This is a genomic window from Streptomyces daliensis (genome assembly GCF_054782395.1).
Genome location: NZ_BAAGSO010000069.1, coordinates 22,950 through 39,742, shown reverse-complemented (window position 1 = coordinate 39,742; position 16,793 = coordinate 22,950). Strand labels below are relative to the sequence as shown.

The window sequence follows — 16,793 nt, the reverse complement described above, 5'->3', positions numbered from 1 at the left end:
ATCCCCAGTGTCCCAGGTCGCTCCGCGACCCCGGGTCGCCTTCACGGGGGCGTTGCGCGGGACGGGTCCCCTTCGCGGGGTGCGGAAGGAAACGGGGGTTGCCGGTTCGTCGGGGGTGTTGCGCGGGACGGGTCCCCTTCGCGGGGTGCGGAAGGAAACGGGGGTTGCCGGTTCGTCGGGGGTGTTGCGCGGGACGGTTGTCCGGTGTGGTGGGTGCCGCAGGGTCCCGCGCCAATTTTTGTGCCCCTGCGCGGGGGTGCCGTCGTGTGGCTTGGCGCCGTTCCTCGGGTGCGGGCCGGTGGCTACGGCGCGGCGTGTGGTTGCGGTGCGATGCGGCTGGCGCCGCGTGATTCCGGGTTTCCACCGTGGTTATGGGCGCGTGGGTGCGGGGTGTCCGGTGCCGCGCCGGGGTGTCTCCTCGGCGTGAAGCTTTCGCTTTCGGCTTTCCGCCGTCGTTCGTCTCGACCTGCGGGGACACCCCACCGCGTCCCCGTCCCGCCGGTGGCCCACCTCCCGTTCCGGGTCGGCCGGGGCACGAAAACCAGCGCGGGACCTACGGTCCCCACTCCCCGGGCCAACCGTCCCGCGCAACTCCCCCTGTCGGGGGTGCGCAGCCCGGGGGTGCCCCTGGGGGTTTCGTTCGCGGCTGCGGGCCGGTGGGTGGGTTGTGCCCACCCGTTCCGCCATGCGGAACGCCTGCCCACAACGGTGGTGCAGGTGGCCACCGGGTGGGAGGTGGTGCGGTGGGGTGTCCCCGCAGGTCGAGAAAGTCACCGGCCGAAAGCCGACGACGATGGCTTCACGCCGAGGAGACACCCCACCGCGGCACCGACCCCCACCACACAGCAATCCCACACGGCCACCGGCACAAGCCAAGAACCACGCGGCGCCAGCCGCGAACAACCGGTCCACACGCCGCGCCGTAGCCACCGGCCCGCACCCGGCCCCGTACCGCAGGGCGACGGCGCCAAAAGTTGTGGGCAAACGTCCCGCAAGGCGGGACGGGTGGGCACAACCCGTGCCACCGGCCCGCACCCGCGTGACGAAACCCCAAGGGGCACCCACAGAGCGCACCGCTACAAGAACCGGGCACCCCGTGTGGCCTTCACCCCGCACCCCGTGAAGCGGCACATCCCGGTGAAGGGGCAACCCTTCGTTTCATGGCGCGGCCCGCGAAGGGCTACGTGCCGGGCTTGCGGCCCCACACGTAGACGCGGTCGTTCTTGCGGAGCACCTTCCAGGCGCGTTCCGCGTCGCCGTACTGGAGGTTGACGCAGCCGTACGAACCGCCGGGGCTGAAGATGCTCTTGTAGATGCCGTGCAGCGCCTGCCCTCCGCTGAAGAACTGGCTGAACGGCATGGGCGAGCCATAGATCGACGACCGGTGGTCCCGGTCCCGCCAGTAGATCCGGAACCATCCCGTCCGCGTCCGGTACCCCTTGCGCCCGGAGCGGATCAGTACCGGCTCGTAGATCATCTTGCTGCCCTTGCGCACCCACATGATCTGACGGGTCAGATCCACGCACACGACCCGCCCGGCCCGCACGGGGCAGCCCTTCAGCTTGCCGTAGTTCCTGCGGGCCCAGTCCAGCATCAGCAGCCGGTACGTCACCGGCCCGGCGAAGCCGTTGGCGGGGCTGATGTCGTGGGTGCGCTGGTACTTCTGGATCGCCAGGCAGTCAGCGGGCGACTGCTTGCCGTCGGCCTTGAGCCCCAGATACCGCTCGACCTGCTTCTGGTACGGGCCCGTACTGGTGCTGCACTCCTCCCGCTCGTCCGGGTCCGACGGATCCTTCGGGTCCTTGGGCTCCGTCGGGTCCGTAGGGTCCGTCGGGTCCGGGGAGGCGGCGGGCCCGGGCTCGACGCGGGCGTCCTTGCGCTGGTCGACGGGGAGGCGCCGCACGTTCTCGCCGGGCGGCACGTACTCGATGTGCTTGCCCGACAGGTCCTGCTCGGCGCCCGGCGTCCGCGCCGGGTGCTTGCCGCCGCTCTCCCTCTGGCGCGAGGGCGCGAGTGCCTGGTCGGGGGTGTCCCTGTCGATGGGGCGCTCGGCGGGGACGGGGAGGCCGGGGACGAGCTTGTCCTCGGGCACGGGTGCGGGGTCGGAGGCGGAGGAGGAAGCGGAGGCGGGTGGGCCGACGGCGCTCGGCACGCCCGCCGCGTCGGCCGTGCCCGTGCTCCCGAGGGCGAGAGGCACGAGCGTCGCGGCTGCGAGGAGGGCCGCACCGAGGCGGCACCGCGGAGACTGCTTATATGAAGACACGCTCTACGGATGCACCTCCGCACCCCGAGCGCCCTCCTTCCCCCGCCCGAGTCCACCCACGCGCCCGCGCAATTCGCCCGGTGGGACCAGCGGACGCACCCGGCACACCCCGCGCACAGGGCCCGTGGGAAATCCGCTTGCGCGCCCGTACCCCGCTCTCCGTCAATGAGCGCATGAACTGGAACATCGCACCGGCCTCCGTGGGCACGGCCGAGGCCGACGCCGTACTGCGCGCGTACATCGACGACATCGCCGGCCGCTACTACGGACGTCCCGCCACCCCCGAGGAGATCGACACAGCCCTCGCCGAGAGCCCCAGCGACGACCTGGCCCCGCCGCACGGCGCGTTCCTCCTCGCCAGGGAGGCGAACGGCACCGGCGGCGCGAACGGCGCGAACAGCACAGCCGGTGCCGTGCTGGGATGCGTCGGCGTGCGGCTGCTCAGCGCGAAGACCGCCGAGCTGAAGCGGGTCTGGGTGACCCCGGCCGCGCGTGGCCGCGGGCTCGGCTCGGCGCTGATCGGCGCTGCCGAGCACGCGGCGCTGGACCTGGGCGCGACGACGATGCGCCTGGACACCCGCACCGATCTCGTCGAGGCGCGACGGCTGTACGGGCGCCACGGCTATGCGGAGATCCCGCCGTACCACCACGGCAAGTACGCGGACCACTGGTTCGAGAAGCGGCTCGCCTGACCGGGCACAGCCCCTCGGCCTCGGTCTCAGCCCTCCGTGACGTCCCGCCACGCGGCCGTCAGCGCCCCCGCCACCTCGCTCGCGCCGGGCGGCTGCGGGGCGAAGCGGCCCGCGAGGCCGTGGAGGTAGGCACCGGCCGAACCCGCGTCGCGCGCGGCCAGCCCGCCCGCGAGCAGCGCCCCCACGAGGCCCGAGAGCACATCGCCGGTCCCGGCCGTGGCCAGCCACCCCGTCCCCGTCGGATTCACCCGCACCGGCACCCCGGACCCGCCCGCGCCCGCGTCCCCGTCCGGGTCGGCGATCAGCGTCGTCGAGCCCTTGAGCAGCACCGTCGCACCCGTCGCCCCGGCCAGTTCCCGTACGGCAGCGAGGCGCCCCGACTCGACGTCCTCGCGCTGCCGCCCGAGCAACGCGGCGGCCTCCCCGGCGTGCGGGGTGAGCAGGGTGGGGGCCGTGCGCGCGCGCAGGGCGGCGCGGGCCATCAGCCGCAGCCCGTCCGCGTCGACGAGGACGGGCACGTCGGAGGCGAGCACCTCGCGCAGGTGCTCCTCGGCCTCCTTGCCGTCGCCGAGCCCCGGCCCGACGACCCACGCCTGCACCCGCCCCGCCTTGGCGGGCGGACCCGGCGAGACCAGCGTCTCGGGGAAGCGCGCGAGCACGGCGTCGGCGGCGGGTCCCACGTAGCGCACGGCACCCGCGCCCCCGCGCAGCGCGCCCGCGACGGCAAGCACGGCAGCGCCCGGATAGCGCGCGGACCCGGCGACGACGCCGACCACGCCCCGCCGGTACTTGTCGCTCTCGGCGGCCGGGCGCGGCAGCAGCGCGTCCACGTCGGCGTGCTGCAACGCCTCGGCCTTCGCCGCGCCCGTCCCGTCCGGCAGATGCGGGCCGAGCCCGATGTCGACGAGCCGCAGCGCGCCCGCGTACTCCCGCGCCGGGTCGATGAGCAGCCCCGGCTTGTACGCGCCGAACGTCACCGTCGCGTCGGCCCGTACGGCAGCGCCGCGCACCTCGCCCGTGTCCGCGTCCACCCCGCTGGGCAGATCGACGGAGACGACCGGCACCCCGGCCTCGCGCACCAGGTCCATCAGCTCGACGGCGACGGGGCGCAGCCCGCCCTTGCCGCCGATGCCCACGATGCCGTCCACGACGAGATCGGCGCGCGCGAGCACGGGCCCCACCGGGACCGCCTCGCCCTCGACCACCGCGCCCGGCGCCGCCACAGTGCGGCCACCGGCGGCGCGCAGCGCGGCGAGGCCGCCCTCGTGCGCGCGCTCGGGCGAGAGCAGCACCGCGGTCACCCCGGCCCCGCGCCGGGCGATCCTGGCCCCGGCGTAGAGGGCGTCGCCCCCGTTGTCACCGCTGCCGACGAGCAGCACGACGCGGGCCCCGTAGACGCGCCGCAGCATTCCGGCGCATGCGGCGGCCAGCCCGGAGGCGGCGCGCCGCATCAGCTCCCCTTCGGGCAGCAGCTCCATCAGTTCCCGCTCGGCGGCCCGTACGGTCTCCACGCTGTACGCAGTCCTCATGCCCCCAGTCTGGCGGACACGGCACGAGCCTTCCCGTTCCCGGGGGCGCGCCCGGGCCGCCCCGGGGCCGCTACCCCTCGGCGATCACGACGGCCGAGGCGACCCCCGCGTCGTGCGACAGGGACACGTGCCAGCCACGCACCCCCAGCTCCGCCGCACGGTCCGCGACCGTGCCGCGCACGACGAGGGACGGCCGGCCCGAGTCGGCCGTCACCACCTCCGCGTCCGTCCAGCGCAGTCCCTTCGGCGCGCCCAGCGCCTTGGCCAGCGCCTCCTTCGCCGCGAAACGGGCCGCCAGCGAGGCCATGCCGCGCCGCTCCCCGCTGGGCAGCCACAGCTCGGCGTCGACGAACAGCCGCTCGCCCAGCGACGGCGTGCGCTCCATCGCCTCGGCGAAGCGGTCGATGCCCGCGACGTCGATCCCCACCCCCACGATCACGCGCTCCCCCTCACACTCACTCGCTCGCTCCCCCGCGAATTCACTCGCCCGCTCACTCCACCGTGACGGACTTGGCCAGGTTGCGGGGCTGGTCCACCTCGTTGCCGCGCGCCGTCGCCAGCTCGCAGGCGAAGACCTGCAACGGCACCGTCGCCACCAGCGGCTGGAGCAGCGTCGGGGTGCGCGGGATCTCGATGAGGTGATCCGCGTACGGGTGCACCGTCTCGTCACCGCGCTCCGCGATCACGATGGTGCGGGCGCCGCGTGCCCTGATCTCCTGGATATTGGAGACGATCTTGTCGTGCAGCACGGACCTGCCGCGCGGCGACGGGACGACCACGACGACCGGCACGTCCTGCTCGATCAGCGCGATCGGCCCGTGCTTCAGCTCCCCTGCCGCGAAGCCCTCGGCGTGCATGTACGCGAGTTCCTTCAGCTTCAGCGCGCCCTCCAGCGCCACCGGATAGCCCACGTGCCGCCCGAGGAACAGCACCGTGTTCTTGTCCGCGAGGGAACGGGCCAGCTCACGGACCGGCTCCATCGTGCCGAGGACCTCCTCGACCTCGTTCCCGATCTCGGACAGCTCCTCGATGACGGTGCCGATCTCGTCGCCCCACTTCGTGCCCCGCACCTGCCCGAGGTACAGCGCCACCAGATAGCAGGCGACGAGCTGCGTCAGGAACGCCTTCGTCGAGGCGACGGCGACCTCGGGGCCCGCGTGCGTGTAGAGGACGGCGTCCGACTCGCGCGGAATCGTCGAACCGTTCGTGTTGCAGATGGCCAGCACCTTCGCACCCTGCTCCCGCGCGTGGCGCAGCGCCATCAGGGTGTCCATCGTCTCGCCCGACTGGCTGACCGCGATCACCAGCGTCCTGGAGTCCAGGATCGGGTCGCGGTAGCGGAACTCGCTGGCCAGCTCCGTCTCGCAGGGGACGCGCGTCCAGTGCTCGATCGCGTACTTGGCGATCATGCCCGCGTGGTAGGCCGTGCCGCAGGCCACTATCACCACCTTGTCGACCTCCCGCAGCACCGAGACGGGGATGCGCACCTCGTCCAGCGTCAGCGAGCCGGACGCGTCGATCCGGCCCAGCAGGGTGTCGGCGACGGCCTTGGGCTGCTCGGCGATCTCCTTGAGCATGAAGTAGTCGTAGCCGCCCTTCTCGGCGGCCGAGGCGTCCCAGTCCACGTGGTACGTGCGCACCTGGGCCGGTGCGCCGTCGAAGCCGGTGACGGTCACCCCGTCCCTGCGCAGCTCGACGACCTGGTCCTGGCCCAGCTCGATCGCCTCGCGGGTGTGCGCGATGAACGCGGCGACGTCCGAGGCGAGGAACGCCTCGCCCTCCCCCACCCCGACGACCAGCGGCGAGTTGCGGCGGGCTCCGACCACCACGTCCGGCTCGTCGGCGTGCACCGCGACCAGCGTGAACGCGCCCTCCAGCAGCCCGCACACCTGGCGCATGGCCTCGGCCAGATCGCCGCACGAGGAGAACGCCTCGGCGAGCAGATGCGCGACGACCTCGGTGTCGGTCTCCGACCCCAGCTCGTGCCCCCGGTCCGTCAGCTCGGCCCGCAGCCCGGCGAAGTTCTCGATGATGCCGTTGTGCACGACGGCGACCCGGCCCGAGTTGTCCAGGTGCGGGTGCGCGTTGACGTCGTTCGGGGCGCCGTGGGTGGCCCAGCGGGTGTGCCCGATGCCCGTGGTGCCCGTGGGCAGCGGGCGCTCCGCCAGCTCCTTCTGGAGGTTGGCGAGCTTCCCCTCCTTCTTCGCCGCGGCGAGACCGCCGTCGGCGAGGACGGCGACACCCGACGAGTCGTAGCCCCGGTACTCCAGCCGCTGCAAACCGGCGAAGACCACATCGAGGGCCGCCTGCCCTCCTACGTAACCCACGATTCCGCACATGCGGGGAAGCCTACGCCGCACCCTCCGCCACGACGGTCAACCGCGTGTCAGTCGCCCCAGGCGATCCGCTCGATGGCCTCCTCCACCAGCTCCAGATACTCCGCTTCCTCGCACCGCGGCTTGCTGCCCAGCACATACAGGTCCAGCGCCTCGTCGAGATCCTCCGCCAGATCCTCGTCCGGAAGATCGACGGCCAGCTCGCCCGCGACATCGGGTAACGGAAGTGAACGGCGTCTTCGGACGCGGTACTTGCGGCTCAAGCGGCTCATGCGGTCGGACATGACGGGAAGGTAGCGGTAAACCCATCTGGCGTACACCATCCGGGCACCCCGCATTCACGCTACGCGCCACCCCCGACGTGAACGCCGCAGGCCAGCGGCGCAGAATGGCCGCGTGTCAACGAAGCCCTACGTGGATCTCACGCGCGCCCAGTGGAGCGCGCTCCGGGAACGCACACCGCTCCCGCTCACCGCCGACGAGGTCGAGCGGCTGCGCGGGCTCGGCGACGTCATCGACCTCGACGAGGTGCGGGACATCTACCTGCCGCTCTCCCGGCTCCTCAACCTCTACGTGGGCGCCACCCACGGCCTGCGCGACGCGCTCAACACCTTCCTCGGCGGCGCACAGCGCGGCACCCCTTTCGTCATCGGCGTCGCGGGCAGCGTGGCCGTCGGCAAGTCCACGGTCTCCCGGCTCCTCCAGGCGCTCCTCGCCCGCTGGCCGGAACACCCCCGCGTCGAGCTGGTCACGACGGACGGCTTCCTGCTGCCCAAGGCCGAACTGGAGCAGCGCGGTCTGATGTCGCGCAAAGGCTTCCCCGAGTCCTACGACAGACGCGCGCTGACCCGCTTCGTCGCGGACGTCAAGTCCGGCAAAGAGGGGGTCGCGGCCCCGGTCTACTCCCACCTGACGTACGACATCGTCCCCGGCGAACGCCTGACGGTGCACCGCCCCGACATCCTGATCGTCGAGGGCCTGAACGTCCTCCAGCCCGCCCTCCCCGGCAAGGACGGCCGCACGCGCATGGCCGTCTCGGACTGCTTCGACTTCTCCGTCTACGTGGACGCCCGTACGGACGACATCGAGCGCTGGTACCTCAGCCGCTTCCGCAAGCTCCGCCAGACGGCGTTCCAGGACCCGCGCTCGTACTTCCACACGTACACGGGGGTGTCCGAGGAAGAGGCGCTGGACTACGCCCGCAACACGTGGCGCACGATCAACCGCCCCAACCTGGAACAGAACATCGCCCCCACCCGCGGCCGGGCCACGCTCCAACTCCACAAGTCCCCGGACCACAAGGTCGAACGCCTCAGCCTGCGCAAGCTGTAAGGGGGACGCGGCCCGGGTGCCTCCTGGGGTTTCGTCCGCAGCAGGGGCGGTGCCCCGGAGTGAACCTTCCAGGCCGAAAAGTCGTTATCGCTGCGTAACACCTACAGCAACAGACGACAGGGAGGGAGGCGGAAACATGCCAGGTCCAGATTCCTCTGGCAACTCGGAGGAGCTACCGCTGGCGGACGTGGCCACCTCGATGATGAGCTCCATCGGTGCAGGTGACAGGTACGCGACTCAGGTTTTCGCTCAAGAAATAGTGCGACAGATCGACGCCCGTCGAGCAGGTGTGTCGCAGCCCCATGCGGCACCTGCTCCGGGGACATCCGCTGCACAGCCCAGATCGAATCCGCAGGCGGCCGTCGCTCACTACGCTCGCACCGCCGCGCCCTCGCCGCGGACAACCGGCCCGAGCCATTCCGACGCCGATTACCGCCAACTTGCAAACCGTCTCGTCCATGGGCAAGTAGCGAAAAGCAACTCAGCAGGGCAAACCCGACGGTGAAGCAGCCGTGGTGGTAGCGCTGTGCAGCGATCGCTGAAGGAGGATGCGCCTGATCTCCCACGCGTGGCCGTACAGCGTCTGCCGCCGCTCGGTGTACCGCGCTGCACGCACGACGGGACCTCGACGTGGCCACCGGCCAGACAGCCGGAAACGGCGAACCGCACCCCGCGCAGGGGTCCCGCACCACGTGCCACGGCACAAAAACCAGCGCGGGCCCCTACGGCACCCACCTCACGGGCAAACCGTCCCGCGCAACACCCCCGACGAAGGGCGCACCCGGAAGACGGCGAACCGCACCCCGCGAAGGGGCCCCGCGCCCCCGTGAGGCCGGACACCCCGTGTGGGGGTCAGCCTCGCGCCCGGTGAGGGAGCGCACCCGGGGAAGGGGCGACCCTGGGTCTCCTTCCGGCACCCACGAAGGGGGCCGTCAGCCCAGCGCGCTCTTCACCACGTCCGCGAGCCGCGCCGCCGCGGAGCGGGCCTGTTCGCTGTCCGCCGCCTCCACCATGACCCGCACCAGCGGCTCCGTCCCGGACGACCGCAACAGCACCCGCCCCGTCTCCCCCAGCTCGCGCTCGACCTCGGCCACCGCCGCGGCCACCTCCGCGGACGTCCCCACCCGCGACTTGTCCACGTCCCGCACATTCACGAGCACCTGCGGCAGCCGCTCCATGACCCCGGCCAGCTCCAGCAGCGGCGTCCCCGTGACGGCGACCCGTGCCGCCAGCATGAGCCCGGTCAGCGTGCCGTCACCGGTCGTCGCGTGATCGAGCACGATGACGTGCCCGGACTGCTCGCCCCCGAGCGAGTACCCCCCACGCTTCATCTCCTCCAGCACATAGCGGTCACCGACGGCCGTCTGCGTCAGCCCGATCCCCTCGCGCCGCATCGCCAGCTTGAAGCCGAGGTTGGACATGACCGTGGCCACCACGGTGTCGTGCCGCAGCCGCCCTGCCTCCTTCATGGCCAGGGCGAGCACGGCGAGGATCTGGTCCCCGTCGATCTCCTCGCCGCCCGCGGCCACCGCGAGGCACCGGTCCGCGTCACCGTCGTGCGCGACGCCGAGATCCGCGCCGTGCTCCACCACCGCCGCGCGCAGCCCGTCGAGGTGCGTCGAGCCGCACTCCTCGTTGATGTTGAGCCCGTCGGGGTCGGTTCCGATGGTGATCACTTCAGCGCCCGCGCGCGCGAAGGCCTCGGGCGAGACCCGCGCCGCCGCGCCGTGCGCGCCGTCGATGACGACCTTCAGACCGTCCAGCCGGTTCGGCAGGACGCCGACGAGGTGGGCGACGTAGTTGTCAAAGCCCTCGTCGTAGTCCCTGACCCGGCCCACGCCCGCGCCGGTCGGGCGGTCCCAGGACCGGCCCGACTCGTGCTCGTGGTACAGCGTCTCGATGCGGTCCTCCAGCTCGTCGGCGAGCTTGTGCCCGCCGCGCGCGAAGAACTTGATGCCGTTGTCCGGCATGGGGTTGTGGCTCGCGGAGAGCATGACGCCGAGGTCGGCGCCGAGCGAGCCGGTCAGATACGCGACGGCGGGGGTGGGCAGCACCCCGACCCGCAGCACGTCGACGCCCGCGCTGGCGAGGCCCGCCACGACGGCGGCCTCCAGGAACTCTCCGGAGGCGCGCGGGTCCCGTCCGACCACGGCCACCGGCCTGTGATCGTCGAAGGAGCCCGCCTCGGCCAGCACATGGGCCGCCGCGACCGAGAGTCCGAGGGCCATCTCGGCCGTCAGTCCCTCATTGGCGACACCGCGTACGCCGTCCGTACCGAAGAGTCGTCCCACCGTCGTTCCTCCGAGAGTTAGAACTTGGCCGGAGGGCCTCCCGCCCGTCCGGCCTTTCCAGGTATACGCCCCGTGGTCCCCGTGCGACGGCCGCGTGAACGGCGGCACGCCGTACGTCCCCGTACCGGACCCCGCGCGCCCCCGAAGAGCCCCCCAAAGGGAATGCTCCGGCGCCCCCAAAGGGAACGCCCCGGCGGCACTTTTCGTGCCGCCGGGGCGTCGACGCTACGGGCGTCCGGGCGCGAACCCGGGCGCGCGGAAGCGGTCCAGCAGGCGCAGGGTCAGCGCTTGCTGTACTGCGTGCCCTTACGGGCCTTCTTGAGACCGGCCTTCTTGCGCTCGACGGCGCGAGCGTCACGGGTCAGGAAGCCGGCCTTCTTGAGCGGGCCGCGGTTGTTGTCCACGTCCGCCTCGTTCAGCGCACGGGCCACGCCCAGGCGCAGCGCGCCCGCCTGGCCCGAGATGCCGCCGCCGGCGATGCGGGCGACGACGTCGTAGCGGTCGTCGAGCTCGAGCACCTTGAAGGGCTCGTTGACTTCCTGCTGGTGCACCTTGTTGGGGAAGTAGCCCTCAAGGGTGCGACCGTTGATCTTCCACTTGCCGGTGCCCGGGATGATCCGGACGCGGGCGATGGCGTTCTTGCGGCGCCCGGTGCCGGCGGCCGGCTGCGGGTCACCGAAACGGGACGCCATCGACTCGGAGGTGTACTCCTCCAGGGCGCCGTCCGGGGTCTCGGTGGTGTACTCCTCGACGCCCTCGACGGGGGTCTCAGCGGTGGTCTCGGCCACGATTCTCCTCAGCTTCTCTTCGTCTTAGGGGGTGGCCGGACTTACTGCGCGACCTGAGTGATCTCGAACGGCACCGGCTGCTGGGCGCCGTGCGGGTGCTCGGGGCCCGCGTAGACCTTGAGCTTGGAGAGCATCTGACGGCCCAGGGTGTTCTTGGGGATCATGCCCTTGATGGCCTTCTCGACGGCCTTCTCGGGGCTCTTCTCCAGCAGCTCGTCATAGCGGACCGACCGCAGACCACCCGGGTAGCCGGAGTGGCGGTAGGCCATCTTCTGGGTCCGCTTGTTGCCGGACAGGTGCACCTTGTCGGCGTTGATGATGATGACGAAGTCACCGGTGTCGACGTGGGGCGCGTACACCGGCTTGTGCTTGCCCCGGAGAAGGGTGGCGGCCTGAGAGGCCAGACGGCCCAGGACGACGTCCTGCGCGTCGATGATGTGCCACTGGCGCTGGACGTCGCCGGGCTTGGGGCTGTACGTACGCACGGTCGTAGCCTTCGCTTCTTCAGTGAGTGGGTCTCCCCAAGCCCGTGAGGGCCGTGGGGACGGGTCCTGACAAGGCCACCTGGCGATCACAACAGTCTTGTCCGCACTACGGTGACGCAGGCCGCATGTGCTGATCACTGGTGCTCGACCGGTGGGCCGGTGTAAGGGCCCTCTCACGTGAGAATGAGCAAGCCAATACACACAACGAACTCGCAGAATACCGGCGCGCCCCCGTACGGGTCAAAACACGTGTCCACTGCACCCCTGGCCAGCCCGGACCCCCTCCCCCGCTAGCGCGCCCGCGCGACCCGCCCCTCCTCCCACACCGGCTCCGGCACCTCGCGCAGCCGCCCGTCGGCGCCGAAGACGAGGAAGCGGTCGAAGGAGCGGGCGAACCAGCGGTCGTGTGTGACCGCGATCACCGTGCCCTCGTACGCCTCCAACCCCTCCTGGAGCGCCTCGGCCGACTCCAGGTCCAGGTTGTCCGTCGGCTCGTCCAGCAGCAGCGCCGTCGTCCCGGCCAGCTCCAGCAGCAGGATCTGGAACCTGGCCTGCTGTCCCCCCGACAGCCGCTCGAACCGCTGCTCGGCCTGCCCCGTCAGCTCGTAGCGCCGCAGCGCGGACATCGCCGCGCCACGGTCGCGGGCGTGCTCGGTCCACAGGATGTCCAGCAGCGTGCGCCCCTCCAGCTCGGGGTGCGCGTGGGTCTGCGCGAAGTAGCCGGGCACCACACGCGCGCCCAGCTTCCAGCTCCCCGTGTGCGCGACGGGCTCCCCCGCGAGGAGCCGGAGGAAGTGGGACTTGCCCGAGCCGTTGGAGCCGAGCACCGCGACCCGCTCCCCGTAGAAGACCTCCAGCCCGAAGGGCCGCATCAGACCCGTCAGCTCCAGGTTCTCGCAGGTCACGGCCCGTACGCCGGTGCGTCCGCCGCGCAGCCGCATCGTCAGCCGCTGCTTGCGCGGCGGCTCGGGCGGCGGTCCGGCCTCCTCGAACTTGCGCAGCCGCGTCTTCGCCGCCTGGTAGCGCGAGGCCATCTCGTCGCTGCGCGCCGCGTACTGCTGCATGTCCAGCACCAGCTTCTTCAGCTGGGCCCGCTTCTCGTCCCAGCGCCGCCGCAGCTCCTCGAAGCGCGCGAAGCGCTCCTGGCGTGCCTCGTGGTAGGTGGCGAAGCCGCCGCCGTGCACCCACACGTCGCTCCCGGCGGGGCTCGGCTCGACGCTGACGATCTTGTCCGCTGCTCGGTCCAGCAGCTCCCTGTCGTGCGAGATGAACAGGACCGTCTTACGGGTGCTCCGCAGCCGCTCCTCCAGCCAGCGCTTGCCGGGGACGTCGAGATAGTTGTCCGGCTCGTCGAGGAGCAGCACCTCGTCGTTGCCGCGCAGCAGCGACTCCAGGACGAGCCGTTTCTGCTCGCCCCCGGAGAGGGTGTTCACCTGGCGCCACTGGGCCCGTTCGTACGGGATGCCGAGCGCGGCCATGGTGCACATGTCCCAGAGCGTCTCGGCCTCGTACCCCTGCGCCTCGGCCCAGTCGGCGAGGGCCTGCGCGTACTGGAGCTGGGCCGCCTCGTCGTCGCTGTCGGCCTCCATGACGCGCAGCTCGGCCGCGTCCACGGCCTCGGCAGCGGCGCGGATCCGGGGCTGTGCGACGGAGACCAGCAGATCGCGCACCGTGCGCCCGTCCCGTACGGAGCCGACGAACTGCGGCATCACCCCGAGCCCGCCGCTCATCGTGACGGTGCCCGCGTCGGGGCGCAGCTCGCCCGCGATCAGGCGGACCAGCGTCGTCTTGCCCGCGCCGTTCGGTCCCACGAGGGCGACGGAGGCGCCCTCACCGACCCGGAAGGAGACATCGGCGAGCAGAGCGCGCCCGTCCGGCAGGTAGTAGTCGAGATGCGCGGCCTCCAGATGTCCCATGACCGTGATTCTGGCGGGACGCCCGTGGCGAAACCAAGCGAATATGATGCGCCCCATGAGCTTTGGGCAGGGGGGACCCGGATGGGGTCCCGGGGGTTCTTCCACTCCGGACTGGGCGGCACTGGCCGACGAGAGCGAAGACCGGCGCAGGCGCCGGAAGCGCTGGCTGATGATGGGCGGTGCGGCGCTGGCCGCTGTGCTGGTCGGGGGCATCGTCGCGGTCGCCGTCGTCAACGAGGGCGGGGGCTCCGGCGCGTCCGACAAGCCCTCCGAATCGCTGCCCACCCCGGAGGACATACCCTCCAGCACACCGGGGCAGCCGGAACCCACCTTCAAGGACGAGCCGCCGCCCCCGCCGCCGCCCGGCGACTTCATCGCGGACACGAAGCGCGACACTGCGCCGCTGAGCGTGGACACCCTCTTCCCCGGCGAGAAGGTGACGATCAACGGCCGCCCGTACACCCGGGCCAAGACCGACGCGAGCACGGACTGCACGGACGCGGCGCACTCGGGGCTCGGCCCGGTGCTGAAGGAGCACGACTGCACGGCCATCTACCGCGCGACGTTCACCAATGACGGCCTCGCCGTGACCATCGGCATCGCCGTGTTCGCCGACACGAAGACGGCGGCCGCGGTGAAGAAGGACTACGAGCCGAACCTCGTCGCCCTCCCCGGCAGCGGCGTCCCGGACTTCTGCCGCACGGTGACCTGCCGCACGACCGCCAACTCCCTCGGCCGCTACGCCTTCTTCACCATCGCGGGCCGCACGAACGGCAAGCCCTCGACGGACGCCGACGAGAAGGCGGTCCGCGCGGGCCTGGACGGCTCGGACTACGCGTACGCGCGCGTCCTCCAGCGCGGCAAGGACCAGGCGGCACAGGCGGCCTCGGGCTCCCCGACCCCGACCCCGGGCGGCCAGGCCCCGCCACAGGGATAGCCGGAGAGGCGGGGCGGCCGGCCCCGCACCGGGCCACGAACGCAACCGCCCTCCCCCGTGCCCGCGTGCTCACCCACGCGGGCACGCGCACACGCACGGCGGCGGGCGGACACACCACAGGGGGGACCAGCCATGGCAGGCGACGCGGGATGGGGCGGCGGCCCGGGGACGCAGGGGCAGCACGGGCCGTGGCGCGGCGAAGGGCCGGGGCCTTACGCGTACGGGCCCGGTCCCTACGGCGCAGGCCCACCGCCGCCGCCCCCGCCCCCGTACGCGCCCAAGCCCGGCGTCATACCCCTGCACCCCCTCGGCGTCGGCGACCTCCTCGGCGCCGTCTTCAGCACCGTCGGCCGCTACTGGAAGCAGCTCTACGGCCTCACCTTCGCCCTCATGGGCGCGGCCCTCGTCGCGGGTGCGGTAGTGGTCGGGGGCGCGCTGGCCGTCGTGTGGGGGACGGTCGACGAGGTCTTCCGGGACGTCGACCACCCCGAGGCCGATGGCGACCAGCTCCTGACCCTCATCTCGGCGGGCGTGATCGCCGCGCTGCTGCTGATCGCGATCGGCGTCTACGTGATGTCCGCGCTGACCGCAGCGCACGCCGTCACCGTCTCGCACGCGGTCACCGGCCACCCGCTCACTCTCGGCGCCCTGTGGCGGCAGACCCGGCCGCGGGTGGCGTCCGTCCTCGGCGTGCAGTTGCTGCGGGCGCTGATCGTCTGCGGGCTGCTCGTGGTCGGCTACGGGACGGTCATCGGCATGATCGTCGGCACCATCGCGAGCGCGGGCGAGAGCAGCATGACCGGGCTCACCGTCGTCGCCGTCCTGGCCGGAGTGCTGGTCTTCCTGGGCGTGGCCGTGGCGGGCACGTACCTCTACGTCCGCTACGCGCTCGCCCCCTCCGCCGCCGCCCTGGAGGGGACCGGCGCCGGTGCCTCGATGAGCCGCTCCGCCGTGCTGGTGAAGGGCGCGTGGTGGCGGGTGCTGGGGATCACCCTGCTGATCGCGATCATCGTCGCGATCGTCGATCAGATGGTGCAGTACGCCGTGGTCTTCCTCGGCATCTTCTCCGCCGCGGCAGCGGGCCAGGACCCGCACATCGGCTCCATGATCACGGTGTTCGCGATGATGGTGGTCCTGCTGGTGCTCGGCTCGGTGCTGACGGTGCCGTTCCCCTACGTCGCGGCGACCCTCCTCTACGTGGACCGCCGCATCCGCCGCGAGGGCTTCGACCTCACCCTCGCCGCCTCAGCGGGCCTGCCCCCGCACCGCCCGCCGCACCCTCCGGCGTACTGAGGGAGCGCCGCGAGGGGCCGGAGCGCCGGACCGGGCCCCCTCAGCAGCACCCCGCCCCACCAGCCGCCCCCGGCAACGTGCGCCTGTTCCGCGCCGTCAGATTACGCGCCGCCAGCTCGTCGTCCGCCGGATAGCCGACCTCCTCCAGGGTCAGCCCGTGCGGACGCACCACGTGGACGGCCGAGTCGCGGACGCCCGCCGCCAGGACCTTGCCCGGCCACTCGGGCGTCCTGTGCCCGTCGCCGACGAACAGCATCGCGCCCACCAGCGAGCGCACCATGTTGTGGCAGAACGCGTCGGCGAGCACCGTCGCCTCCAGGACGCCGTCCGCGTGCCGCTCCCAGCGCAGCTCGCGCAGGGTACGGATCGTCGTCGCGCCCTCGCGCTTCTTGCAGTACGCGGCGAAGTCGTGCTCCCCCAGCAGCTCACGCGCCGCCGCGTTCATGGCGTCCAGGTCGAGCGGCCAGTTGTGCCACAGCACGTGCCCTCGCCGCAGCGGGTCCACGCCGCCCGGGTGGTCGCTCACCCGGTACGCGTAGCGGCGCCAGATCGCCGAGAAGCGGGCGTTGAAGTGCGCGGGCGCCTCCGCGACCCGCCACACCCGCACATCCATCGGCAGCCGCCCCGCCAGCCTCCGCAGCAGGTGCTCCCCGTGCTCGGCCCACACCGCTTCCGGCAGGTCGACGTGCGCCACCTGCCCCCGCGCGTGCACCCCCGCGTCCGTGCGCCCCGCGACCGTCAGCTCCGGAGCCTCGTCCTCCGGCAGCCGCAGCACCACCCGCAGCGCGTCCTCCAGCTCGCCCTGCACGGTGCGCCGCCCCCGCTGTCTCGCCCAGCCGGAGAAGTCCTTGCCGTCGTACGACAGGTCCAGCCGCACGCGGGTACGTCCCGCCTCTACCGCGTCACTCACGCAACGGATCCTCTCAAAGGC

Annotated in this window: 14 protein-coding genes; 4 read left to right on the top strand and 10 right to left on the bottom strand. The window is 72.2% G+C overall.

The window, feature by feature from the left end; all coding sequences use genetic code 11:
* Window positions 1-1,180 precede the first annotated feature (1,180 nt).
* A complete protein-coding gene (locus ACYVOO_RS15805; RefSeq protein WP_461016272.1) occupies window positions 1,181-2,263 on the bottom strand; it encodes a L,D-transpeptidase in 1,083 nt (360 codons plus the stop codon).
* A 173-nt stretch (window positions 2,264-2,436) separates the two neighbouring features.
* On the opposite strand from ACYVOO_RS15805, the gene ACYVOO_RS15800 reads away from it, so the two are divergent.
* Complete coding sequence (locus ACYVOO_RS15800) at window positions 2,437-2,955, top strand: GNAT family N-acetyltransferase (protein WP_461016271.1); 519 nt, start codon at window positions 2,437-2,439, stop codon at window positions 2,953-2,955.
* A gap of 26 nt (window positions 2,956-2,981) precedes the next feature.
* Here the strand turns inward: ACYVOO_RS15800 and ACYVOO_RS15795 are convergent, their stop codons facing one another.
* From ACYVOO_RS15795 to ACYVOO_RS15780, 4 genes are all read right to left on the bottom strand, one after another.
* The gene (locus tag ACYVOO_RS15795) at window positions 2,982-4,484 is read right to left on the bottom strand and encodes an NAD(P)H-hydrate dehydratase (RefSeq protein ID WP_461016270.1); all 1,503 of its coding nucleotides are present in this window, start codon (window positions 4,482-4,484) and stop codon (window positions 2,982-2,984) included.
* 70 nt (window positions 4,485-4,554) lie between these two features.
* Window positions 4,555-4,923 carry a holo-ACP synthase gene (locus ACYVOO_RS15790; protein ID WP_461016269.1) on the bottom strand — a complete coding sequence of 123 codons (369 nt, stop codon included), beginning with the start codon at window positions 4,921-4,923 and terminating at the stop codon, window positions 4,555-4,557.
* A 52-nt stretch (window positions 4,924-4,975) separates the two neighbouring features.
* On the bottom strand, window positions 4,976-6,823 hold the full coding sequence (gene glmS / locus ACYVOO_RS15785) for a glutamine--fructose-6-phosphate transaminase (isomerizing) (RefSeq protein WP_461016268.1): 1,848 nt from the start codon (window positions 6,821-6,823) through the stop codon (window positions 4,976-4,978).
* Between the two features lie 47 nt (window positions 6,824-6,870).
* Complete coding sequence (locus ACYVOO_RS15780) at window positions 6,871-7,104, bottom strand: hypothetical protein (protein WP_453346765.1); 234 nt, start codon at window positions 7,102-7,104, stop codon at window positions 6,871-6,873.
* A gap of 112 nt (window positions 7,105-7,216) precedes the next feature.
* On the opposite strand from ACYVOO_RS15780, the gene coaA reads away from it, so the two are divergent.
* On the top strand, window positions 7,217-8,152 hold the full coding sequence (gene coaA / locus ACYVOO_RS15775; RefSeq protein WP_461016267.1) for a type I pantothenate kinase: 936 nt from the start codon (window positions 7,217-7,219) through the stop codon (window positions 8,150-8,152).
* A gap of 932 nt (window positions 8,153-9,084) precedes the next feature.
* Here coaA and glmM read toward each other — a convergent pair.
* From glmM to ACYVOO_RS15755, 4 genes are all read right to left on the bottom strand, one after another.
* Window positions 9,085-10,443 carry a phosphoglucosamine mutase gene (glmM, locus tag ACYVOO_RS15770; RefSeq protein ID WP_461016266.1) on the bottom strand — a complete coding sequence of 453 codons (1,359 nt, stop codon included), beginning with the start codon at window positions 10,441-10,443 and terminating at the stop codon, window positions 9,085-9,087.
* 281 nt (window positions 10,444-10,724) lie between these two features.
* Entirely contained in the window at window positions 10,725-11,231 is a 507-nt protein-coding gene (gene rpsI, locus ACYVOO_RS15765) for a 30S ribosomal protein S9 (RefSeq protein WP_453346768.1), read from the bottom strand.
* 41 nt (window positions 11,232-11,272) lie between these two features.
* On the bottom strand, window positions 11,273-11,716 hold the full coding sequence (gene rplM, locus ACYVOO_RS15760) for a 50S ribosomal protein L13 (protein WP_461016265.1): 444 nt from the start codon (window positions 11,714-11,716) through the stop codon (window positions 11,273-11,275).
* A 290-nt stretch (window positions 11,717-12,006) separates the two neighbouring features.
* Window positions 12,007-13,632: an ABC-F family ATP-binding cassette domain-containing protein gene (locus tag ACYVOO_RS15755; protein ID WP_461016264.1), complete on the bottom strand. Its 1,626-nt coding sequence runs from the start codon at window positions 13,630-13,632 to the stop codon at window positions 12,007-12,009.
* A 55-nt stretch (window positions 13,633-13,687) separates the two neighbouring features.
* Here ACYVOO_RS15755 and ACYVOO_RS15750 point away from each other — a divergent pair, with 55 nt between their 5' ends.
* Together ACYVOO_RS15750 and ACYVOO_RS15745 are read left to right on the top strand one after the other, a co-directional pair.
* Complete coding sequence (locus tag ACYVOO_RS15750; protein WP_461016263.1) at window positions 13,688-14,569, top strand: hypothetical protein; 882 nt, start codon at window positions 13,688-13,690, stop codon at window positions 14,567-14,569.
* Window positions 14,570-14,701: 132 nt separating this feature from the next.
* Window positions 14,702-15,862: a hypothetical protein gene (locus ACYVOO_RS15745; protein WP_461016262.1), complete on the top strand. Its 1,161-nt coding sequence runs from the start codon at window positions 14,702-14,704 to the stop codon at window positions 15,860-15,862.
* A gap of 40 nt (window positions 15,863-15,902) precedes the next feature.
* Here the strand turns inward: ACYVOO_RS15745 and truA are convergent, their stop codons facing one another.
* Window positions 15,903-16,772 carry a tRNA pseudouridine(38-40) synthase TruA gene (truA, locus tag ACYVOO_RS15740; RefSeq protein WP_461016261.1) on the bottom strand — a complete coding sequence of 290 codons (870 nt, stop codon included), beginning with the start codon at window positions 16,770-16,772 and terminating at the stop codon, window positions 15,903-15,905.
* Window positions 16,773-16,793: the final 21 nt, after the last annotated feature.